The organism is Streptomyces yongxingensis (assembly GCF_055597465.1).
Genome location: NZ_CM145717.1, coordinates 5,379,369 through 5,400,745, shown reverse-complemented (window position 1 = coordinate 5,400,745; position 21,377 = coordinate 5,379,369). Strand labels below are relative to the sequence as shown.

18 protein-coding genes, 1 tRNA gene and 1 riboswitch are annotated in these 21,377 nt (G+C 69.0%); of the genes, 9 read left to right on the top strand and 10 right to left on the bottom strand.

All coding sequences use genetic code 11. The features are described from left to right. Positions 1-291 precede the first annotated feature (291 nt). From ACZ6TD_RS23060 to ACZ6TD_RS23050, 3 genes are all read left to right on the top strand, one after another. The gene (locus tag ACZ6TD_RS23060) at positions 292-2,661 is read left to right on the top strand and encodes a DEAD/DEAH box helicase (RefSeq protein ID WP_471356990.1); all 2,370 of its coding nucleotides are present in this window, start codon (positions 292-294) and stop codon (positions 2,659-2,661) included. Between the two features lie 108 nt (positions 2,662-2,769). Next, positions 2,770-2,842 (top strand) — tRNA-Lys (locus ACZ6TD_RS23055). Positions 2,843-3,362: 520 nt separating this feature from the next. Further along, positions 3,363-4,160 (top strand): right-handed parallel beta-helix repeat-containing protein, encoded by a 798-nt coding sequence (locus tag ACZ6TD_RS23050; RefSeq protein ID WP_471356986.1) that lies wholly within the window; start codon positions 3,363-3,365, stop codon positions 4,158-4,160. Positions 4,161-4,262: 102 nt separating this feature from the next. On the opposite strand, the gene ACZ6TD_RS23045 is transcribed toward ACZ6TD_RS23050, so the two are convergent. The 3 genes from ACZ6TD_RS23045 to ACZ6TD_RS23035 form a co-directional block, all read right to left on the bottom strand. Next, complete coding sequence (locus tag ACZ6TD_RS23045; protein WP_471356984.1) at positions 4,263-4,784, bottom strand: hypothetical protein; 522 nt, start codon at positions 4,782-4,784, stop codon at positions 4,263-4,265. A gap of 282 nt (positions 4,785-5,066) precedes the next feature. Beyond that, entirely contained in the window at positions 5,067-5,669 is a 603-nt protein-coding gene (locus ACZ6TD_RS23040; protein WP_471356981.1) for a hypothetical protein, read from the bottom strand. Between the two features lie 118 nt (positions 5,670-5,787). Continuing rightward, positions 5,788-6,138: a hypothetical protein gene (locus tag ACZ6TD_RS23035; protein WP_471356978.1), complete on the bottom strand. Its 351-nt coding sequence runs from the start codon at positions 6,136-6,138 to the stop codon at positions 5,788-5,790. Between the two features lie 618 nt (positions 6,139-6,756). On the opposite strand from ACZ6TD_RS23035, the gene ACZ6TD_RS23030 reads away from it, so the two are divergent. From ACZ6TD_RS23030 to ACZ6TD_RS23015, 4 genes are all read left to right on the top strand, one after another. Then, positions 6,757-7,527 (top strand): DUF6227 family protein, encoded by a 771-nt coding sequence (locus ACZ6TD_RS23030; protein WP_471356976.1) that lies wholly within the window; start codon positions 6,757-6,759, stop codon positions 7,525-7,527. A 505-nt stretch (positions 7,528-8,032) separates the two neighbouring features. Further along, positions 8,033-9,142 (top strand): PP2C family protein-serine/threonine phosphatase, encoded by a 1,110-nt coding sequence (locus ACZ6TD_RS23025; protein WP_471357964.1) that lies wholly within the window; start codon positions 8,033-8,035, stop codon positions 9,140-9,142. Between the two features lie 275 nt (positions 9,143-9,417). After that, positions 9,418-9,561, top strand: a riboswitch (cyclic di-AMP (ydaO/yuaA leader). An 11-nt stretch (positions 9,562-9,572) separates the two neighbouring features. Further along, a complete protein-coding gene (locus ACZ6TD_RS23020; protein ID WP_471356973.1) occupies positions 9,573-10,829 on the top strand; it encodes a M23 family metallopeptidase in 1,257 nt (418 codons plus the stop codon). Between the two features lie 153 nt (positions 10,830-10,982). After that, positions 10,983-11,927 carry an aldo/keto reductase gene (locus tag ACZ6TD_RS23015; RefSeq protein WP_471356970.1) on the top strand — a complete coding sequence of 315 codons (945 nt, stop codon included), beginning with the start codon at positions 10,983-10,985 and terminating at the stop codon, positions 11,925-11,927. A 184-nt stretch (positions 11,928-12,111) separates the two neighbouring features. Here ACZ6TD_RS23015 and ACZ6TD_RS23010 read toward each other — a convergent pair whose 3' ends face one another. Beyond that, the gene (locus ACZ6TD_RS23010; RefSeq protein WP_471356969.1) at positions 12,112-12,429 is read right to left on the bottom strand and encodes a hypothetical protein; all 318 of its coding nucleotides are present in this window, start codon (positions 12,427-12,429) and stop codon (positions 12,112-12,114) included. Positions 12,430-12,611: 182 nt separating this feature from the next. On the opposite strand from ACZ6TD_RS23010, the gene ACZ6TD_RS23005 reads away from it, so the two are divergent. Beyond that, positions 12,612-13,163, top strand: a complete 552-nt coding sequence (locus tag ACZ6TD_RS23005; protein ID WP_471356966.1) for a hypothetical protein — start codon at positions 12,612-12,614, stop codon at positions 13,161-13,163. Positions 13,164-13,266: 103 nt separating this feature from the next. Here the strand turns inward: ACZ6TD_RS23005 and ACZ6TD_RS23000 are convergent, their stop codons facing one another. Both ACZ6TD_RS23000 and ACZ6TD_RS22995 read right to left on the bottom strand, forming a co-directional pair. Continuing rightward, on the bottom strand, positions 13,267-13,476 hold the full coding sequence (locus ACZ6TD_RS23000; protein WP_471356962.1) for a DUF397 domain-containing protein: 210 nt from the start codon (positions 13,474-13,476) through the stop codon (positions 13,267-13,269). Further along, positions 13,476-14,321: a helix-turn-helix domain-containing protein gene (locus tag ACZ6TD_RS22995; protein WP_471356960.1), complete on the bottom strand. Its 846-nt coding sequence runs from the start codon at positions 14,319-14,321 to the stop codon at positions 13,476-13,478. Before ACZ6TD_RS22995 ends, ACZ6TD_RS23000 begins: the two co-directional genes overlap by 1 nt. A 219-nt stretch (positions 14,322-14,540) precedes the next feature. Between ACZ6TD_RS22995 and ACZ6TD_RS22990 the strand changes: the two genes are divergently transcribed. Next, on the top strand, positions 14,541-15,194 hold the full coding sequence (locus ACZ6TD_RS22990; protein ID WP_471356956.1) for an ATP-binding protein: 654 nt from the start codon (positions 14,541-14,543) through the stop codon (positions 15,192-15,194). A gap of 7 nt (positions 15,195-15,201) precedes the next feature. On the opposite strand, the gene ACZ6TD_RS22985 is transcribed toward ACZ6TD_RS22990, so the two are convergent. From ACZ6TD_RS22985 to ACZ6TD_RS22970, 4 genes are read right to left on the bottom strand one after another with little or no spacing between them, the layout of a single operon-like run. Then, positions 15,202-16,614: a sigma factor-like helix-turn-helix DNA-binding protein gene (locus tag ACZ6TD_RS22985; protein WP_471356951.1), complete on the bottom strand. Its 1,413-nt coding sequence runs from the start codon at positions 16,612-16,614 to the stop codon at positions 15,202-15,204. Between the two features lie 26 nt (positions 16,615-16,640). Then, positions 16,641-17,240, bottom strand: a complete 600-nt coding sequence (locus tag ACZ6TD_RS22980; protein ID WP_471356949.1) for a hypothetical protein — start codon at positions 17,238-17,240, stop codon at positions 16,641-16,643. Further along, entirely contained in the window at positions 17,237-18,901 is a 1,665-nt protein-coding gene (locus tag ACZ6TD_RS22975) for a DEAD/DEAH box helicase family protein (protein WP_471356947.1), read from the bottom strand. Before ACZ6TD_RS22975 ends, ACZ6TD_RS22980 begins: the two co-directional genes overlap by 4 nt. Further along, positions 18,898-21,249, bottom strand: a complete 2,352-nt coding sequence (locus ACZ6TD_RS22970) for an ATP-binding protein (protein ID WP_471356944.1) — start codon at positions 21,247-21,249, stop codon at positions 18,898-18,900. Before ACZ6TD_RS22970 ends, ACZ6TD_RS22975 begins: the two co-directional genes overlap by 4 nt. Between the last annotated feature and the right edge of the window lie 128 nt (positions 21,250-21,377).

Here is a 21,377-nt window from a genome sequence, read left to right as displayed (position 1 = left end):
CATCGGACCCGTACGCACAGGGCCCGTACTCATCGGACCCGGCCGACCCGACACAGCCACCGACCAGGGCCCCAGCCGCCGCCGACCGGCGCGGACGGAGTGAATTTGCTCTTGAGGGGTGAGGGTGCGTATGGTGGTAGATCGTTTGATCCCATTTGCCCGGCGCCTCGTAGAAGTGCGCCGCGAGGCGCGTTCCTTGCCATCCCGTGGCTGACCGCATAGAGGCGGTCGTTTGCGACAACACACGGAGTTTGGGCGCGTGCCGAGACTCCGGAAGGTTTCGCATTTCGCATGTCCGTTTCCACTGATCACGCCGTCATGCCCGCCCTCGACGAGACGAGCGAGCTGACCGCCCCGGCCGAGCCGTCTCAGCAGGACGCGCAGGCAGAGCAGGCCAGCCAGACGGCGTCCACGGTCTCAACGGCGTCAACAGCGTCATCCGAGCAAGCCGCCACGGAAGCCCCCGACACCCCTAAGGCGCCCGACATCACATTCGCCGACCTCGGCCTCTCCGAGCAGATCGTCCGCAAGCTGGCGCAGAACGGCGTCACCACGCCCTTCCCGATCCAGGCCGCGACGATCCCCGACGCCCTCGCCGGACGCGACATCCTCGGCCGCGGCCGTACCGGCTCCGGCAAGACCCTCTCGTTCGGCCTTCCGCTGCTGACCACGCTGGCCGGCGGCCACACCGAGAAGAAGCGCCCCCGTGGGCTGATCCTCACGCCGACCCGCGAGCTCGCGATGCAGGTGAGCGACGCGCTCCAGCCTTACGGCGATGTCCTCGGCCTCAAGCTCAAGGTCGTCTGCGGCGGCACCTCGATGGGCAATCAGATCTACGCGCTGGAGCGCGGCGTGGACATCCTCGTCGCCACCCCGGGCCGACTGCGCGACATCATCGAGCGCGGTGCCGCGTCCCTGGACAAGGTGCAGATCGCGGTCCTCGACGAGGCCGACCAGATGGCGGACATGGGCTTCCTGCCCGAGGTCACCGAGATCCTCGACCTGGTGCCGCGGGGCGGGCAGCGGCTGCTGTTCTCCGCGACGCTGGAGAACGAGATCGACTCCCTGGTCAAGCGCTACCTGGTCGACCCGGTCACCCACGAGGTCGACCCGTCCCAGGGCGCCGTCACGACCATGACCCACCACGTGCTCGTGGTGAAGCCGAAGGACAAGGCCCCGGTCACCGCCGCCATCGCGGCGCGCAAGGGCCGCACCATCATCTTCGTCCGCACCCAGCTGGGCTGCGACCGCGTCGCCGAGCAGCTGTGCGACGCGGGCGTACGCGCCGACGCGCTGCACGGCGGTATGACGCAGGGCGCGCGCACCCGCACCCTGGCCGACTTCAAGGACGGGTACGTCAATGTGCTCGTCGCCACGGACGTCGCCGCGCGCGGTATCCACGTGGACGGCATCGACCTGGTGCTGAACGTGGACCCGGCCGGTGACCACAAGGACTACCTGCACCGCTCCGGCCGTACGGCCCGGGCGGGCCAGAGCGGCACCGTCGTCTCGCTGGCCCTGCCGCACCAGCGCCGCCAGATCTTCCGGCTGATGGAGGACGCGGGCGTCGACGCCTCGCGTCACATCGTCGGCGGCGGCGGAGCCTTCGACGAGGACGTGGCCCGGATCACGGGCGCGCGTTCGCTCACCGAGGTGCAGGCGGAGGCGGCCTCGAACGCGGCCAAGCAGGCCGAGCGCGAGGCGCAGGACCTCACCCGGGAGCTGGAGCGCGTGCAGCGGCGCGCGGCCGAGCTCCGCGAGGAGGCCGACCGGCTGTCCGCGCGGGTGGCGCGCGAGCGCGGCGAGACGGTGGCACCGGCGGAGTCCGCGGCCGCGACCGCGGCCGAGGCCGGGGCGGACACGGTGGCCGAGGCCGCCGCTGTGACGCTGCCCGCGCAGCGCACGGCGGAGCCCGCGACCGTGCCCGCCGTGAAGGGCGCGGGGGCCGCGGAGGCCGCCGAGGGCCTGGGTGACGGCGAGGCGCCGCGTCGCTCCTCGTACGACCGCCGGGACAACGACCGGGGCCGGGACGACCGGGGTGGGCGTTCGTACGACCGCCGGGACGGCGACCGCGACCGCGGCTTCAACCGCGACCGGCGGGATGACCGCCGGGACGACCGTGGCGGCTTCAACCGCCGGGACGACCGGGGTGGGCGTTCGTACGACCGCCGGGACGGCGACCGCGACCGCGGCTTCAACCGCGACCGGCGCGATGACCGCCGGGACGACCGTCGCGACGACCGCTTCGGCCGCGACCGGGACCGTGACCGGGACCGCCGGGACAACGACCGCGGCTTCGGCCGGGACCGCCGCGACGACCGCTCGTTCGGCCGCGACCGCCGGGATGACCGTGGCGGCTTCAACCGCCGTGACGACCGTGGCGGCAACCGTCCGTACGAGCGCCGCGACGACCGCGGCTTCGGCCGGGACCGCCGGGAGAACGACCGTGGTGGCCGCTCCTTCGAGCGCCGCGACCACACCAACCACCGTGGCGGGGACCGTCCGTTCAACCGGGACCGTCGTGACGACCGTCCGGCCCGCCGTGACGACCACCGGGGCGGTGCCACCGGCGGCGGCCGTTCGTACGAGCGCTCCCACAGCTCGCACGACAGGTCCTTCGACCGCCGCGCCGACAAGCCGCGCTGGAAGCGCAACGGCTGATCGGGCAGTGCGGAGGGCCGTGCAACACCACGCTGTTGCACGGCCTTTCGCTCCCGGAGGGTATTGGCTCGGGTGTTGGCCCCTGGCCGAGCTATGCTGCGGGGGTGCGGGTCATTAGCTCAATTGGCAGAGCAGTGGACTTTTAATCCATTGGTTCAGGGTTCGAGCCCCTGATGACCCACCTCGGAAACCGCAGGCGCCACCGGCGACCTGCGGTTTCCTCGTTCCTGAGGATCCCGCCGCGCAGCCTTCCGCGGCCCGGGGCCGGGGGTTCTCACCCCCGTCGTACAGAAGATCGAGTCTCACTCGACCGGCGCTTGAGCAGATGCCGAACGGTACTCGAGCGCAGAGCCTGAACCTGCTGCGTCTGGCCCGCTGCTCGGTAACGCGTAAGGAGACTCCTCGTGCGACTCGCGACAACGATCCGGGGTTTGATCCCCGTCATGGCGCTGGCGGTATCGGCATGGGCGGTCTCCGCTCCGGCGTCCGCCGAAGGAAAGGGAGGCGGCGGAGGGGAGGGCGAGAAGGCGGCCCCGGTACCTTGCGGGGACGCGGCGGCGCTGGTCACCGCGGTGGGCGAGGCCAACAGCTCGGCCTCGGGAGGGTCCGTCGTCCTGTCCACGGGGTGTGTGTACACGCTGGGGTCCGCGGCGTACACCGGCCCCAACGGCGCTGATGGGCTGCCGCTCATCACCCGTGACGTGACCATCACCGGGACCCTGGCGACCATCAGACGCAGTGCGTCCGCGGCGGACTTCCGGATCGCGGAGATCGCGCCCGGCGGAAGCCTCACGGTCAACGGCGTGACCTTCTCGGGCGGCCGGGCGACCTCGGGGGCGGGCACCGACGGCGGTGGCATCCTCGACGGGGGCTCGCTGCGGCTGATCCAGTCCACGGTCACGGGCAACACCGCGAGCAACGTCGGCGGGGGTATCGAGATCGCCTCGGGCGGCTCGGCGGTGCTTTCGGCCACGGATGTGACGCAAAATTCCGCGGGGGACGGCGGCGGTATTCACATCAGTACGTCGGCCACTCTCAGCGTCTCGGGCGGCAACATTTCCGACAATACCGCGGACAGCTCGGGTGGCGGCGTCAGTAACTGGGGAACGACGCTGTTGAGTGCCGTCACGGTCGCGCGGAACAGGACCACCAACTTCGAGGGCGGCGGCATCTCCACCTCGATCGGAGATCTCACGATCAACGGCAGCCGGGTGACCGAGAACACCGCCGGCAGTTTCGGCGGCGGTATCGCCAATATGGGCAGCGCACTGCGCGTGCAGGCCACCACCGTATCCGGGAATACCGCCACGCTGAACGGCGGCGGTTTGTTTCAGCACGCGGGCACCACACAAATGACCGGCGACACCGTCACCGGTAATACGGCCAATGGCGGCCAGGGCGGTGGGATCTTCACCGACGGCGGCTCGATCGCGCTCTCCGCGACCACGGTCACCGGGAACAACCCGAACCAGTGCGTACCGGCCCTCGCGGGATGCTGAAAGAAGCATGACAAGACCGCTGAAACGACACGGCTGAACGCCGCGGCGCCCCCGGATGACCTGCTTCCGGGGGCGCCATGTGCTCGACCGCGAGACCGACCGTCAGTGCTTGCAGTCCTTCTTCGCCTTGGCCTTGTGGTGCTTCTTGGCCTTGTGCTGGTCCTTGGCCTTGTGCTGTTCCTTGGCCTTGTGGTGCTTCTTGGCCTTGTGCTGTTCCTTGGCCTTGTGCTGCTTCTTCGGCTCCTCCTTGTGCACGACCACGACCGGGCTCGGCTCGGCGATGGCGATGTTCGCGCAGTCGGAGCCGATGTTGGTCTCGCCCGTCGGGGCGGCCACGGCGCTGATCACGGTGACGCCGGTGGCCGTGTCGCAGTCGTTGGCCTGGATCGGCGTGGCGTTGTAACCGCTGGCGAAGTTGACGCAGTCCGAGCCGATGTTGAGTTCGCCGGTGGGCGCGGTGCCGGCGACGTTGGTGGTCGCGCCGGTGGCCGTGTCACAGAGGTTTCGCTGAGCCCCGCTGGACTGCGGGAAGAGGCCATGGGCACTCGCGCTAGCGGCGCCGCCGACCACCATTGTGCCCGCGGCCGCCGCGGCCATGAGAGCTGCCTTCTTGCCGATCTGCATTGTTCTGGTGCCTCCATATCGGGTTCTCCGCGAAAATTCCGCAGACATCTCTTGAACGAGATTTCCGCAATCCGGGATCCGGGAGTATCGGAAGCATCACCCATCCGCCACAGTAAAGGTATATTCAGCCGGTGCGGAAGTCGGTGGAGTTCTTTGCGCCGAGTCGTGCGACGTTCGTGAAAAAGAAAAGATGAACGCGGCCCCGAAGAAATGTCTCCAAGGCCGCGTTCATGTCGAGCAGGTGTTTCCGGAGCTCGCTGGCGAGTTCTGGGGTTCGATGCTTCAGGGCCGTTGATTCTTTCCCTGGCCACTGCTCTTGGCGCTCTTCGTGCCGTTCGCGCTCTTCCCCTGACTTCCGTTCTGGGGGTCGGCGCCGGCCGCATTGACGCAGGTGGTCTCGTTGGTGACCTCGGAGCCGGGACCGATCGTGATCGGGCCGGTCACGGAGGTGGTCTGGCAGTCGTTCGTCTGCCTCGTCACGCCACCCGACTCACTGACGTTGACGCAGTTGGTCCCGTTCTTGATTTCGGATCCGGGGGCCAGCGCGACGGTGATCGGACCGATGACGGAGTGGGTACGGCAGCGGTTCTCCTGCGTCGTCACACCCGATTCGGCGGTGTTGACACAGTCGGTCTGGTTGCTGATCTCGGTCGGGCCGGCCACCACGGTGACGGTGCCGATGACGGAGCTGGTGGTGCAGCGATTGCTCTGTGTCCCGCCGTTGGCGCCGGCCGAGCGGCTGGGACCGGGTTCGGTGGCGTCGGCTCCGCCCGCACCGCCGATGAGCAGCGCGCCCACGGTCGCCGCAAGAAGCGCCGTCCTTTTGCGCTTGTGCATAAAGAGCCTCCAATCGGGCTTCGGGTGTGGCGCGCTCGGCGCCGTCACCGAAAGCCACTTTCATGGCAGCGGCCCTGGAAGGGAGGCTTCCAGGGCCGCGATTCCCAACGGGGGGGATGCCTCATGGTGTTACCGCGGGCGGGAACACCATGAAAGGGTCAGCGACTCACGGGTTGTCGTTGACGGCGATGTTCGCGCACTTGGAGCCGATGTTGGTCTCACCCGTCGGAGCGGCCACGGCGCTGATAATGGTGGGACCGGTGGCCGTGTCGCAGTCGTTGGCCTGGACCACCGTAGTGGCGCTGCTGTTGGTGAAGTTGAGGCAGTCCGAGCCGATGTTGAGTTCGCCGGTGGGCGCGGTGCCGGCGACGTCGGTGGTCGCGCCGGTGGCTGTGTCACAGCTGTTGAGCTGCGCGATGAAGTCGTCGTTGTTGTTGGCCAGGGCACCGCCCGCACCACCGATGACCAGAGCGCCGGCGGCCGCGGTCAGGAGAACTGCCTTCTTGCCGATGTTCACTTAATTCCTCCGTCTGGGTTGCTCCGCGAATTCACGGACGCATGACACAACGAAGCTCATCACTTAAGGCTTCGGGCCGCCAGTCAGCTTCACCCGTCCGGCATAGTGCGGCTCTTCCGGTGCGTGTTATCCGAGAATCCCGCTAAAGGGGACCAATGCGAGCTCCATTTGGCCCAGCGGAATCTGAATCCCTTTTATGAGGAGGGGAGGAGGGTGGCTGCCGGGCCGTGGTGGGGCGGGGGCGAGGCGGGGACGCGGGGGTGGCTCCCGGAGGCTCGGCTGCCGGGCAACGGCCGTCCAACGTCCGGACGGGGGCGGCGTGGTGACGGGGTGGTGGCGGGGCGGTGGATCGCCGATGACCGCGTGGCGGCCGGATGACGGCCGGGAGACGGCCCCGCGCCGGCCCACCGGGGCGCCCTGCCCCCGGCCCCCGGACTTGTTCGACCGGTCGGACGAGTGATACATCCAGGCTCTACGACGCAGGAGTGAGTGAGGCACGGTCACACCGACAGCTTCGCCGAACCGCAGCGCGGCGTGTGTTCACGCCGCTACGCTAAGTGCGCGAAGTGGTCGCCCGGGGGGCGCGGCGAATCAACGCCGGGAGGCGGGAGGAGAGACATGGGGCACTCACGAGGGGAAGGGACCCCGGCCGAGCTGATGGACGGGCTGCTCGCCCGTGCGCAGAACGGCTTCGAGATCGGCGAGGCGGTGCTGGCCCAGGCGCGCAGCGCCCTGATGCACCAGTCCGAGCTGCGGTCCTGCCGGCAGTGCAATGAGCGGTGCGGCCGGCTCGGGTACAGCACCTACCGGCATGTCTTCCTGCTCCCCGACGGCAGCAGCCTGCTGCTGTGGGAACTGGAGCACAACACGGGCGAGGGCAACCGCCCGCTGTACGAGCTCTACGCGGACGAGGACGCCCTGACGCTGGCCGAGCGCCGCGTCCATGAGCGCCTCGGTGGCGCCCGCTGGGAGGAGCTCGACGGGTTACCGCTGTGGCTCCCGGACCAGCTGCTGCACACGGCCGAGCCGGTGGAGAGCTCCCGTGCGTATGTGGCCGACAATTCGGCCGACCACGCCCGTCGCGTCCTGCGCCGCGCGGAGAACCCCGACCGTCCGGGCGAGGAGACCGAGCGGCTGCTGGCCACCGCGTTCGCCCATGACATCGCCCTCGCGCCCAAGCCCCGGCGCCGCTCCGGCGGTCCCGACGCGACCTGGTGCCGCTTCTACGAGCACGCCTTCCTGCTCGTAGGAGGGGACGAGATCGTGCTGTGGGAGCTGGAGCACAATCTGACCCGGGACGGCCGACTGGTGTGCGAGGTGTACCTCGACGAGGTTTCGGCGGAGCTCGCGGCGGACCGCCACGCCCGCGCGCTGGGCGTCGACCTCTGACGTACGCGGCACCTCCGACGCACGCGGTCTCGGGCGTCGACCTTTTTGACGTACGCGGTACCTCCGACGCACGCGATACCTGACGCTTCCGTAGCCCGCCTGTCGCGGCCCTGACGTGCACCCCACCCGCCCAGCACCCGCTTGGCCGACACCGGCTCGCCTGGCGGCCCGTCAGCCGGAAGCCTGGTGACGACGGTGACCGCCGTGACGACGGTGACGCCGTGACGCTGTGACGACGGCGGGACGCGGACCAGGGAAGCGAGAGAAGCCGGTGCGGGTGCGAGGGAGCAGGGCTCGTACAGGCGCCCGTACGGAGGGCCGTACGGAGCGGCGTACGGTCTGGCCCCGGCTGAGCCGCCCGCTCGCCCGCCGCCGCCCCGCCACCCGCCTCCGTACGCTCATCGACACCGGCGCCGCGGCCGGTGCCGCCGCCAACGCGTCCGCCGGGTCCGCCGGGGGGTCCGCTCCGGCCGAGGAGAGCGGTAAGGAGCCCCCGGGCCGCCGTATGGCCCGCTGGGTCCCCGCCGTCCTCGTCCTCGGCGGCATCGCCTTCGACCTGGCCGCCCCGCCCGGCTACACCGCCTCGCCCTTCTTCGCCGCCGCCCCCTTGGTCGCCGCGGCGCTCTTACCGCTGCGTCAGACCATCGTCACGGCCGTCGTCGCGGTCCTCACCACCTGTCTGCTGGCGGAGTTGCACGGGGTGAGGGACCCGACCCAGGCGGCCACCGAGATCATCACGGTGGCGACCGTGACCGCGCTGGCGGTGGTGATCAACCGCGTCGTACGCCGCAGCTACCACCGGCTCGCCTCGGCGCGCGGTGTCGCGGAGGCGGCCCAGCGCGCCGTCCTGCCCGCGCCGCCCGCCCGGCTCGCCGGGCTGGAGATCGCCGCGCGCTATGTACCGGCGGAGAAGTACGCGGCGATCGGCGGTGACCTGTACGCGGTCCAGGACACCCCGCACGGCGTACGGCTGACCGTCGGGGACGTACGCGGCAAGGGGCTGGGGGCCGTGGAGGTCGTGGCGATCCTCCTGGGCTGCTTCCGGGAGGCGGCGGAGCAGGAGACGACCCTGGAGGCGCTCGTGGGCCGCCTGGAGCGGGCGCTGCGGCGCGAGGGTGCCCGGCGGGCCGACCTGGAGGTGGTCGAGGGGTTCACGACGGCCGTGGTGGCCGAAATTCCGCGCGGCGACTCCACCCTGCGGCTGATCAACCGAGGTCATCCGGCGCCGCTGCTCCTGGAGGAGGGTGGCGCGGTGCGCGCCCTGGAGCCGGAGGCGCCGGCGCTTCCGATGGGGATGGGGGAGTTGGCGGGCTGGCCGGACCGGGTGATGGAGCTGGCGTTCGCGGAGGGCGAGACGCTGCTGCTGTTCACGGACGGGGTGACGGAGGCCCGGGACCGCCATGGCGAGTTCTATGACCCGGAGGAGCGGTTGCGCGGCCGCCGCTTCGCCGATCCGCAGGAGCTGCTGGACGCGTTGGTGGCCGATGTCGAGCGCCATACGGGTGGCGGGACGCCGGACGACATGGCGCTGCTGGCGGTCCGTCGGACCCCGGCCCGCGGCAACGGGCGGGACGGCGGCGGGGGGAACGACAGGGCGAAACCCACGCCGTCGTAGCCGACCGCGCCGAGCACCGTGGGTAACCGGTCGAGCCCCCTCCGCATAACAATTGACGCACGATCGATCCGTCTGTGGTTTTGCCAACTCTTGCCCAGCATGTCGACTCGCCCCCATCTGTCCCTTCTTGGGAGCTAAGTTCATGCCAAAGGTGTGCGGATTCCTCAGAACAGCTTGGAATCACATCGCGCTCTCTATTAACGTTCGATAACGCAGCGCGGTCGTCACAACCGTCGCAAGGGCGGCACCGTGCGCCGTCGCCGAATCCCGTACGCACAGCGGCAGCACCGCATCACCAGCAGCACCAAGGGAACCGGGGAACCAACAACCTTGGGGTGAATCGGGTCGAACCTGACCCGTAGGAGACCTTCCTGCTCCGAACCCGTCAGCTAACCCGGTAGGCGAGAGGGAAGGAAAGGAGTGCGCCTCCGTGGCGTCCAACAGGTCTGTCCTGGACGAGGCTCCGTATCGCACGCGGGGAGGCGGTTTGGGGACCGCCACCGCCTACGGCCCCGGCTTCGACGCCGGCGGCGGGATGAGCTCAGGGGACGGCCGATTCGCCCCCGACGACCGATACGCGTTCGGCCCCGACGACCGTTACACGTTCGGTCCCGACGACCGCTACGCGGATGAGGGCGCCTCCGAGGGCCCGGGTGCCGGATTCGAGGCCGAGAGCTGGGAGGAGTGGAATCCCACCGAGGAGTCCATCGCTCCCGTACGCGGCCGGCACCGCGTGGCCAAGCAGCGGGGTGGAACCATGGCGCGCAGCGGCGCCGTTCTGGGGGTCGGTGTGATCGCGGCGGTCGGTGCGGGCGGTATGGCCAGCGCCAAGGACCGTCCCGCGCTCCCCATATCCATGCCCGACCTCGGCCATGTCGCCGATGAGGTCAAGGCCAGTCTGCCCGCCGCCAAGGACCTGCCGGGCATCGGCTCCTGGGCGTCGGACTCGGACGACGGCGGTTCGCAGACCGTCGCCGCCCCGCTCTCCCAGGCCGGTCTGACCACCGAGGACGAGCAGCGCGGCACCACCGACGCGGGCGAGGCGCTCCGCGCCCGCATCCTCCAGCAGGCCGAGAACCAGCAGAACGCGGCGGACGAGGACAGTCGCACCGCCGCGGCGCAGGCCGCCGCCAAGGACGCCAGGGCCGCCGCGGACAAGGCCGCCGACCAGGCCGCGGAGGCGGCCGCCAAGCGGAAGGCCGAGGCCGAGGCGGAGAAGCGGGCCGCCGAGCAGCGGGCTAAGGAGGCGGCCGAGAAGAAGGCCGCGGCCGAGCGCCAGGCCAGGCTCGCCGCCGCGTACACCCTCCCCGTCGGCTCGTACACCCTGACCGCCAGCTTCGGCCAGGCGGGCGACATGTGGTCGGCCGACCACACCGGCCAGGACTTCGCCGCCCCGACCGGCACCCCGGTCAAGGCGCTGCACGGCGGCACCATCACCCAGGCGGGCTGGGCCGGTTCGTACGGCTACCGCATCGTGCTGACCCTCGACGACGGCACCGAGCTCTGGTTCTGCCACCTGTCCTCGATGGTGGTCACCTCCGGCAAGGTGTCGACGGGAGACGTCATCGCCCGCGTCGGCGCCACCGGCAATGTGACCGGCCCGCACCTCCACCTCGAGGTCCGGCCGGGCGGCGGCTCGCCGATCGACCCGATGCCCTGGCTGCGCCAGCACGGGCTGAACCCCTGATACCCCGGCGGTCCTGGCGCTCTCTCCCCCCTTGACGCCAGGGCCGCCGGCTTTACGCCCTTTGCGCCCTTTACGCCATTTACGTTCCCACGGGGCCGACCTTCACGAACGCACGCTGGAACAACCCCGTCCAGCCAACCGTTGTAAAGATGTATGGCTGACAACACACAGAAGATCGGTGACCTTTCCGTCTTCCCACTCTCCCTCGGCGGGAACGTCTTCGGCTGGACCGCGAACGAGGCCGAGTCCTTCCGGGTGCTCGACGCCTATGTGGCGGCCGGCGGCAACTTCATCGACACCGCCGATGTCTACTCCGCCTGGGTGCCGGGTAACGAGGGCGGCGAGTCCGAGACCATCCTCGGCAACTGGTTCGCCTCCCGCGGCAACCGCTCCGACATCGTCCTCGCCACCAAGGTGGGCGCCGGCTCCCCGGAGCCGCGCGGGCTGACCTCGTCCGCCATCAAATCGGGCGTCGAGGAATCCCTCCAGCGGCTGCGCACCGACTACATCGACCTCTACTACACCCACTACGACGACCAGTCGGTGCCGGTGGAGGAGATCATCACCACCCTGGACGAGCTGGTCCGGGAGGGCAAGGTCCGTGAGATCGCCGCGTCCAACGTCGGCGCGGACCGCCTGGAGGCCCAGCTGACCTTCTCCACCCGGGAGAACCTCGCCCGCTACGTGGCCCTCCAGCCGCACTACAACCTGGTCTCGCGCGACGCCTTCGAGGGCGAGCTCTCCGAGGTCGCCGCCCGCCACGACCTGGCGACGATCCCGTACTACTCCCTGGCGTCCGGCTTCCTCACCGGCAAGTACCGCCCGGGCGCGGCCGTCGACAGCCCCCGCTCCACGGGCGCGGCCAAGCACCTGGAGACCGAGCGCGGCCAGAAGGTCCTCGCCGCCCTGGACGACGTCGCCGCCAACCACCGCACCGAGCCCGCCACGGTCGCCCTGGCCTGGCTCCTCGCCCAGCCCACGGTCGTGGCCCCCCTGGCCAGCGCCAGCTCCGTCGACCAGCTCCCCGCCCTCCTGGCCTCGGTCGACCTCAAGCTGACCCAGCCGGAACTGGACCTGCTGACGTCGGCATCGGACTGAGCGGAAGACGGCGGGACGGGGCGCGGACCGCCGGGCGGCGGCAGGACGGCGGGCGGCGGTAGGACGGCGGGCGGCGGTAGGACGGCGGGCGGCGGTAGGACGGCGGGCGGGCAGCGAACCCGCCCACCGGCCCACCGTCCGAGTCACCCCGAGTAAGGCATACGCCAGCACCGCTACATACGGCCTACGACCCCGACGACCCCGACCGCCGATCGGCGAGGGCCCAGGACGCGAGGGCGAGGCCACCGGCGACGGCGAAGACGGACGGCCAGGCCCCGATCTTCTTCGCCAGCGGATGCGACCCGGCGAACGCGGCAACGTACGCCGCACTGAGCGCGGCGGCGGTCCCGTTCCCCGCCTTCTCCCGCCACCCCCGAGCGGCCACCGCCCCCGCAGCCGCGAGGGCAACACCACCCAGGGGCCGCCTCTTGGTCCACCGAGCCACCGAATACCCCCCGACCAACCCACCCGCAGCCACGACGCCCGCCGGCACTCCAGCCATCCCGCTACCTCCGCGCTCCAAGGGTCACCTTGCCCCCGACCCTACGCAGGCCCCACGGCGCACATCCCGCAGTGTGCCGCTCGCGTCGCATTAGCCGACTATTAGCAGAACGCCAAGCCGTTCTTCGAAGCTGGTTGTCGTCCGGGAACGAGACGCGAGAACAGAGCAACGGGAGACCCACGATGACCACCGCCACCAACCGTTTCCGTGGCCGCGCCGGCCGCCGCATCGCCGCCGCCATCGTCGCCGCCGCGGCACTGGGCCTGGGGGCCACGGCCTGCGGGCAGGGCGGGTCGGCAGACGCTGCCGGCTCGCAGCACGCCTCGGCCTCGACTCAGTCCAAGAGCGGCTCGCAGGGCCAGGACAGCGGCAAGTCCGCCAAGGCGATGTCCGCCCCTGACGGAAGCGGCGTCGCCAACGCGGGTAACCACAAGACGATCGAGGGCACGCTGAAGTACCTCGCGCCCGGCAAGCTGACCGTCAAGCCCGAGAGCGGCGGCATGGAGCAGGCATTCTTTGTCGCCAACGCCACGCGGATCCTCGGCGCGGCCGCGATCTGCGCCGAGGACGACGGCGCCGAAGGCGCGTCCATCGGCGACGACGGCTACGGCACCGCGAAGTGCACCGTGGACCAGTTGGAGAAGGCCGCGAAGACCAACAGCGTGACCGTCCGCGTCACCATGAACCCCAAGTCCGGCGCCGCCGAGACGGTCGAGGAGAAGTACCACCCGTAAACCCCCGCACCCCCGCCCCGCGCGCCCGGTGAGCCCTCCGCCCACCGGGCGCGGGCCCGCGCCCCGCCGGGCCGCCGTGCCGCGCGGTTCCTGCATTGGGCGCTCAGCCCAACTCCCCGCCCCGCACGGCCGTGACGAAGTCCGCCCACGCGCGGCCGGAGAACCCGAGCACGCCCCGCCCCGGCTCCTTCGAGTCCCGCACGGCGGCCCTGCCCGGTCCGAAGGACGCTTCTACGCATTCAGTGTTACCGGCACCGCTGTACGAGGACTTGAACCAACCGGCATCTCTCTCGGGTATGCATCCTTCGCGCATCAGATCTCCTCGCGGACACGTTCGATGAGGGCTGAGGACGCGGACATGTCCAGCGCCTGAGCACGAAGGTAATCGAACGCCAGCCGGTAGCGCTCCAGTTCCTCGTCCTTCTCCATGAAGAGTGAGCCGACGTGGATGTCGACGTAGACGACGTCCAGCGAGGGCTCGGCACCCCCGAGGATCACGAAACTCCCCATGGCCGCTGAGTGCGCGCCCTTGGCGAACGGCAGGACCTGGAGCGTGATGTCAGGCGACTCGTTGGCGCGCGACAAGTGACCCAGTTGCTCCCGCATCACCTCACGCGAACCGACCACGCGCCGGATCACCGACTCATCGAGGATGGCCCACAGATGGGGCGGCTTCGGACGGCTCAGGATCTCCTGCCGCTTCATCCGAAGGTCGACCAACCGCTCGATCTCCTCCGCGGTCAGCCGCATCTCCGACGCATGCTGCACCGCCTCCGTATAGCCACGCGTCTGCAAAAGGCCGGGCACATACAGACAGGCGAAGTGGTCCTCCCGAACCGCCTCGTCCTCCAGCGTGAACAGCAGATTCATGCTCTCCGGGAGCGAATCCGAGAAGGAGGTCCACCACCCCTGCCGCTTGGCGTCCTTGGCGAGGCCGACCGCGGCCTTCCGCTCCGCCTCACTCGCTCCGTACTCACGGCACAAGGCATCCACGATGGGCCACTTCACGGGCCCTTCCTGCGTCTCGTACCGGCTGACGGTCGCTTTCGAGACCCCGACGAGCCGGCCTGCCTCCTCCAGGGTCATCCCTTTGCGGGCCCGGAACTTGCGCATCATGACGCCGAGCTGGCGTCGACGGGTAGTGGCCCGCGCTGGCATGACGCTACCTCTCCCTCCGAGCTGGCCCCGACGGGACCAGCGGCAACAAGGCTATGGGCGGCTGAAGTTGCCACACCACCGGATTCACCCTTCCGAGGGTCTGTGAGAAGTTACATGGAGAGACTTCTCAGTGTCATACTCGCATCAGCGAGACTACGCAGCGCGGTCGTACGGACACGACTGGGCACAGCGCTGACGTAGCGCCCAAGGAGTGTGGCCATGCACCGCTACTCAGTCACCGACCCCCAACCATGCCGCTGCATCCTTCCGTTTGCCGCTGAAGCCCCTCAAGTGGCTGGCCTGCGCCGAGCAGTGAGAGCAGAACTCGTCGCCTGGGGGATGTCGGCCCTCGCCGACGAAGCGCAACTGATCGTCACGGAGCTGGCGTCGAACGTGATCAAACATGTCGGCCGGGGCACCGCGGCCACGCTCGTCCTCGACGCCGAAGCGGATCAGCTACGCGTAGAACTGCACGACAGCAGCCACAAGGAACCCCAGAACCTCCACCCGGCATCCGAGGAAGAGTCCGGCCGCGGCCTGCAACTCCTCGCCGGCCTCTCAGCGGCATGGGGCACGACCCGCACGGCGGCCGGCAAAGCGGTCTGGTGTGAGCTTCCCCTGGCCCCGGACGAATCTCGCCGCCGCATCCAGCGCGCAACGACCGTCATGGAGGCGTACGGCCTCGCAGTCGGCAGCCCGACTGCGAGGCTCACCCATCGCCCAGTTCTGGAAGAGTCGGTGGCCAGTCTCATCCTGGACCTGCTCCACTGGCTGACCGCACACGGCCTGGATCCCGACGACATCCTCGACCGCGCCCAGACCCACTTCGAGGCATGTTCGTCGTCGGTGACGGGGCCCGTGCTCCTCCCTTAGCCAGCTATCACTGGGTGCTGAGCTTCTCGAGCTTCACATGGCTGTTGCTCCTTCGGCGTTGAATCCGCAGTCCTGGGATGTCCCCGGTGGTGGGGCGGGTTACCCTCGGCAAGCCGTCTCCAGGCTGGGCCGGGCAGTTGTCTGGCGCGCAGCCGTGACCGACACGCGCAGTGTCGTCGTCGAGCCGGAGGAGCACAGCGAGTACGCAACCGTCATCGACCTCGAGTTCTAGCGCGTGGCGGCGAAGGCTGGAGAGCTGGGCCCCGCTGGTGCCGCGGCGGACGATAAGGGGCTGGTGGTCGCCGGGGACGGCGAATGTGCGGCTCATGGGAGCCTGACGCAGTCCGAGTCGCCAGGTTAGCCACGTGTGTACGTTGATGCCGCTGCCGCGCAAAACGTCTCGAGTGACGGGGATCCGGACCCCTAGAACGTCGCCCTCGATGGCCATCGAGTCGGGCTGAGCTGGTTCCTCGTCCTCGATGGGGCGGGCACCGCGGGAGACGAGATCGATGAGGCCGTCCGGAGTCTCGCCCAGCTGGTCGCTGATCAAGCACTGCGTCAGACGCCACGGGGTGACGGGGTGCAGCTCCGTCACTCGGGCGAAGAGCTGTGCTCGGGAGAGGGGACCCGACTCGGTGACTACCGAGACCATCGCCTCTACCGCTGTGGCGTATGGGGAAGCGCGCAGGTGAGTCCACTCAGCGAGGGCCCAGGTCCCCTCAGGGCGGATTCGCCGGAACCGGTTGTCACGGCGCAGTGCCTCCCGTACGGCAGCGACGGTCGTCACAGCCATCGGGGCGAGTAGTTCGTCGGGTTGGCAAGGACGCCCGACTTCCAATAGCCACAGGTACGCGGCGTCGCGTCCCCGCGCCTTGCGGCGGACCCAGTGCCCGTCGGGGCTCAAGGCTAGCCGCGATTCTGAGTGGGTCAGCAGCTCGGCCAGAGGAAGGCCTGCCGGCAGTCCGGCCTCGGAAGCCGCCCAGTCGAGGTCGTCGCCACGGAAGGGAGCGGTGTCGACGAGACGACGCAGAGCGCTATCCAGCGCGCCGGGTTCGGCACTCCACCAGCCACGCAAGGGCCCCGCCCATGTCCGTGGTGTGTCCAGCCCTGCTGCGGCCAGCAGTTCCTCCAGCGCCACGTGGTCGACGAATCCGAGCGCGGCGGCGAAGGCCTTTCGCGGGGCGGCCGGGCCCGCGCCTGCAGCGCGGGCAGACTCTCGCCAGCCGTCCTTGACGATGTCCGCCATATCCGTGAGCTGCTTTCGCACCCGGTTCTGGATTTGGCGCGGGCGCTCGCGGCTCAACCCGAGTGCCGCCCCGACTTCGTCCAGCGTCCGACCCTCAGACCGGAGCGTCACGACGGCGCGCTCACGCTCGTCGAAGACCTCGGTCTCCCACGCCCTGATCAGCCAATCGCCCATCGACCATTGGTCCCCCATCGCCCCCCCTACATCTCGTTGAAATAGACGAACCGCACGCCGAGGAACTCGGCCATGCGCCGGTGCTCCTCTTTCTTCTCAGGCGATACGGGATCGCGGAACGGATCGACGACGCAGATCGTCCAGGGCCAGGTCTCCCCAGTGGACCGATCGAGAATGGCGGGCCATACGAGGTGCTTGAGGTTCGCCGCCGTGCCGGCCACGAAGTGCTGCTCCTCGTCCTCAGTCCCGACCTCGCGGATTCTCGCGCGCATCGGCTTCTGCTGGGTGGTCCCCGGGATGACCTCCCAACCGGGGCCGAGCGCCGCCACAACCATCTGCTCGAGCGTCGCGGCCGGCCGCGTCACGTACTTGGCGTACTTGCCCTCGCCGCGCCGTGCTCGCTCGTACTCCTTCATAGGACAGTCCTTCAGCCACGGACGGATGTTGGCCCGCTGCCCCACGAAGTCGAGGAGGCGACCGCCGATCTCCGGATCCTCCGTCCAATCACGGTACAGACGGGTGCGGTCCGCGTCCTGGAGATGCGGCCACCGGGCCTCGTCGGCCTGGGCGTAGATCCGTGTGACTACGGCCTTTTCGACGGCGGGCGGGATTTTGTAGTCGGTCACAGGATTCCTTTCGGTAGGGGAAACTGGAGGCGGACTTCGTCCGCCGCGGTCTCGAGGTTGGCCGCGTCCTGGATCCACATGTCCATCAGCGAGCCGACCGTCTTGTCCTGGAACTCGATTCGGGAGACGTGTGGAAGTTCCAGGTGCTCGGTTTCCTCAGCCTCCAGCGTTCGCCGCAGGTTCAGTACCGCCGCAGCGCGGCGGATATCGGTCACGAAGTCGAGGACATGAAGAGCCTTCTTGCCGGGGCTCAGCCGCAGCCCGCGGCCGAGCTGTTGGACGAAAATCCTTCGGCTGTGGGTGACGCGCAGGAACGCGATCAAGTTCACGTCTGGTACGTCGACACCCTCGTTGAACACATCCACACAGGTGATCACCGGAACACGGCCGAGGCGGAACTCATTGAGCAACACATCACGGTGACGCTTCGGCAGGCCACTGTGGAGGTACGAGGCGTTGACCCACGCCGGGTCCGAGACGGTGATGAGGCTCGCCATGTGCTCGGCGTGCTCGATGGTTTGGCAGAACACGATGGCACGTGGCTCAGCGGTCTCCCGCCACGCTGTCCGCAGGTGCTCGACGATCTCCTCGTCCCTCTGGGGGAGGAATAGGCGCCGGTTCAGATCCTTGATGGAGTAGCCGTGACGGCTGATGTCTTGAACGGTGTCCCAGTCGACACCGTCCGCGTACAGCTTGTAGTCGACGGCCGACAGATAGCCCGCCGCCATGCCCTCAGCGATGCCCATCTTGAAGCTGGGGCGGCCGAAGCGGGCAGTGATGTCGAACTTGTCGCCACGCCAAGGGGTGGCGGTGACTCCGAATCTTCCAGCAGTCCCGCACAGATCGAGGAGCTCCGCAAACCTGCCGGTCTCGGCCACGTGATGGGTCTCGTCGATCATGACGAGGTCGGGTTTGTAGCCTCCGCACACGGCGGACAGTGCCGATTCGACGGTCGCGACGACAACGCCGTCGAGGGCCCGGGGCTTGCTCTCGCCGGTGAGGAGGCGGGTGGGCACGCTCTTCGGCAGGTGACGCCACAGCGCCTTCTCCAGCTGGCTGACCAGGTCGCGCATGTGGGCGACGACCAGGACGCGTGCATCGGGACGCGAGATGAGGAGATTGCCGATGACCTCGCCGCCGACGACCGTCTTACCCAGTCCCGTCGCCAGGACCAACAGCGCTGTCCCTTCGCAGTCGAGGTCTCGCTTGATCGCGGCCACGGCCCGTTCCTGGTACGGCCGCAGGGCGTAGGAGGTCGGCACGCGATCAGGCATCCTCTGACCGATCGCGTGCAGGGTGGCCCCGTGCCACAGGGCTATGTCGACGCCGATCCCCGCCAGCGCCTTGCGCCGCGCCTCAGCTGACGTGCTGATGTTCGTGTTGGTCACCAGCACCGCTTTGTCGGCCCGGTAGTAGGTGCGAGCGCGTTCGAGGTCGTCGACGCCTGCGTGGTCGGCCGTACCGTGCGCCTTCCACTTGCACTGGAACACCCACTGTTCGCGGGCGCGGACCGCGAGCACGTCGGCGCCGTGGTCGTGAGCGCCATCGATGATGCGGACGTCCTGGAACCCCAGGTGCCATAGGGCTCGTTCGAGTGCCTTGGTCAGCCCCTCCGGGCCGCCGTCGCGCAGCTCGGAGGCCGTCAGGAATACGGCGCTCATTCCTCGCCAGCCAGCTCGTCGCGTAGCAAGGTGATGCTCAGGCGAGCTCGTTGCAGCTGTGGGACGGTCGCCCCATCCGCGAACATGCCGAGCGTCGCTACGTCCGCGAGGCAGCCCGTGACTCGGGCCAGGCTCAGCGCCTTCCCGGATGGCGACGACACCCCGGCGTACGGACCACGGAAGACGGCGCCGTCCATGAACGACTCCGGCATCGCCTGCACGAGCCGGACCAAGGCCAGTGCGGGCATGTGGAGAACGAAACTGGAATCTTGCCCGTGACGGCCGACGAGTCCGACACGGCCGGCCGCGATCATCGCCTCCTCGGTCGCGATCTTTTCCTCGTCAGAGAGGTGACCGTAGGCGGCGGCGCAGCCGTCACTCCGGTCGAGGGCTCCGGCCACACGTTCGCGGATCTCCGCAAGGAGGTCGCGAGCCTCCGCGCCAACCGTGGTTCCGTCGAGCACGCTGTCCTGCAGGGACTCGGCGCGGATCGCGGCGACAAGTTGGGACGGGCTCCAGTCGGAGCGCGCCCGAACCTTAAGGAGGGCGGCCAGTTCGACCAAGAGGAGATCGGCGTAGTCCGCACCGAAGCGCCGGAACGCGGAGTGCTCAGAATTGATAAGGGCGGTGACCTCGTTGCCGGACCGCTGGTCGAGGAGGACTGGGACGGGTAGTCCGTGGTCATCGAGAAGTGACTCGCCCGGCCTCAGCAGCAGGGTCCGGACCTTCACGTGACCAAGTTCGGGATGACCGAAGGGCCGGCTCAGGTAGGCGTGGGGCGTCGCGGCATCCTCATAGCGGGCCAAGCGCTCGCTACGGGTTTCCTTCTTCTCCTTCACTGCTACGGCGGTAGGGGCGGACATGACGGAGGCAGTGGACGCGCTCTCGGGCTGGCGAGCCGTGCCAGAGGTGGGCATATCGACCGGGAAGTCGAGCGCGTCCTTGACGGCCTGCTCGTCGGGCTGAGCCGGCACACTGGCCGCCGTCTTGGTTTCCTTGTTCCGCTTTTTGAGCTCCTCATGCCGTAGGACTGCCTGCCACCAGTGTTCGTCACTCTGAAACTCGGTCTCACCGGCCTGGAACTTCCGGCCCCAGGCCCGGCTCGCTGCGTGGACGGGATTTTTGCCGTCGCCGGGGACGAGATAGCGCAGGCCCGCGTCGTTGCGACGGAACCCCTTAAACAACAAGGCCAGCGGACTTTCATTTTCAGGGTAGTTGAGCTTGCGAGCGCGCTGAGGCTGGAGTGGCGCAACGCCGCGCAGCAGCTCCACGGCGCTGAGCCAGCTGCGATCTCCGTACTCGAAGGCATCCTTTTGATAGGTGACGGGGACGTGGTCGAGGTGGATCTCACCGATGAGGCGGCCGCCCTGGTGGGCCAGATCGACCGGGTACTCGGGCTCCTCATTCCCCGCGATCCCGTCAGGATTGTTCCAGGTGAAGAGCTGCTTGTCCCAGCGCAGGATCTTCCGGCCGTTTCGGAGAAAATCGATCCCGTACTCGGCCTTGTCCAAGTACCGCTGGACGCCAAGCCAGCCGTGGACCCGGCGTTCGCGCACGGTCAGGTTGCCGCTGCCGCAAACCGAACAGACCTCGCCCGAATGGATTTGCCACTCCCCACAGTCCCGGCAGGCGATCCCGTCCTGGAGTTTCTCGTCGATCGGGATGTAGGCGGGGATCCGTTCCCTGCCGTTGTAGAGCACGTAACGGTCGTCGCCCCAGCGGCAGTGGCGGACGGGCTTGACTCGGGCTCCGCCGACGTACAACTCGAAGGGACGTTCATTGAGAATCCATGAGTACACCGAGCCCAGCGTGTTGCGGAGCGAGGCACCGTTGCGGCGTAGCCACTCGGCACGCGTCGGTTGCAGGCGGTCGACGATGATACGCGTGCCGTGCTGGGAAGGATCGCTCTTCGGCTCGGTGATGTCCTTCGCCTCGAAGTCGTCCTTGATCTGGTCAAGATCGATCTCGACGCCGATCCACTCCGCGTCGCCCGTGCGGGTCGTTAGGACCCGGGTGCGCCGGCCAAGGCGGGCAGTCGAGATATTGAAGCCCATGCCGAACAGGCCGAGCTTGTCGTGCATATCGTTCCCGGACCAGCCGGCCCGCACCGCGCGCGCTAGTCGGTCGTACGACATGCCCCGCCCAGAGTCGCGGACCTCCAAAACGCCCTTCGGGGACGACGGCAGGGTCACGCTGACCGTGAAGCCGTCCGGCCACTCCGTGCCCGAGCGGAGGATGTCGAGGAAGTCATCGAAGGGGTTGTCGACGAGTTCGGCCACGCACTGCCACTCGTCGAAATCGATCTCACCCAGCATGCTCAGCACGCGGGCGGAAGGGGTGATCTTCACTCCGGTGGAACCCTCCTAGCGGATCGGGACTGTCACGGCGGCCGCGGCGTGAGTTGGCACGGCGAAGCCGCCCGACTCTCATGAGTCGAGCGTTCAACCCTGAGGATAGAGGGGGCCACTGACGATAC

Bases quoted from the DNA above. Each gene is read 5' to 3' on its own strand.
- ACZ6TD_RS22990 (WP_471356956.1), top strand. From the start codon at position 14,541: ATGCACCGCTACTCAGTCACCGACCCCCAACCATGCCGCTGCATCCTT.
- ACZ6TD_RS22985 (WP_471356951.1), bottom strand. From the start codon at position 16,614: ATGGGCGATTGGCTGATCAGGGCGTGGGAGACCGAGGTCTTCGACGAG.
- ACZ6TD_RS23005 (WP_471356966.1), top strand. From the start codon at position 12,612: ATGACCACCGCCACCAACCGTTTCCGTGGCCGCGCCGGCCGCCGCATC.
- ACZ6TD_RS23060 (WP_471356990.1), top strand. From the start codon at position 292: ATGTCCGTTTCCACTGATCACGCCGTCATGCCCGCCCTCGACGAGACG.
- ACZ6TD_RS23030 (WP_471356976.1), top strand. From the start codon at position 6,757: ATGGGGCACTCACGAGGGGAAGGGACCCCGGCCGAGCTGATGGACGGG.
- ACZ6TD_RS22995 (WP_471356960.1), bottom strand. From the start codon at position 14,321: ATGCCAGCGCGGGCCACTACCCGTCGACGCCAGCTCGGCGTCATGATG.
- ACZ6TD_RS23015 (WP_471356970.1), top strand. From the start codon at position 10,983: ATGGCTGACAACACACAGAAGATCGGTGACCTTTCCGTCTTCCCACTC.
- ACZ6TD_RS23010 (WP_471356969.1), bottom strand. From the start codon at position 12,429: ATGGCTGGAGTGCCGGCGGGCGTCGTGGCTGCGGGTGGGTTGGTCGGG.
- ACZ6TD_RS23000 (WP_471356962.1), bottom strand. From the start codon at position 13,476: ATGCGCGAAGGATGCATACCCGAGAGAGATGCCGGTTGGTTCAAGTCC.
- ACZ6TD_RS22975 (WP_471356947.1), bottom strand. From the start codon at position 18,901: ATGAGCGCCGTATTCCTGACGGCCTCCGAGCTGCGCGACGGCGGCCCG.
- ACZ6TD_RS23025 (WP_471357964.1), top strand. From the start codon at position 8,033: ATGGCCCGCTGGGTCCCCGCCGTCCTCGTCCTCGGCGGCATCGCCTTC.
- ACZ6TD_RS23045 (WP_471356984.1), bottom strand. From the start codon at position 4,784: ATGCAGATCGGCAAGAAGGCAGCTCTCATGGCCGCGGCGGCCGCGGGC.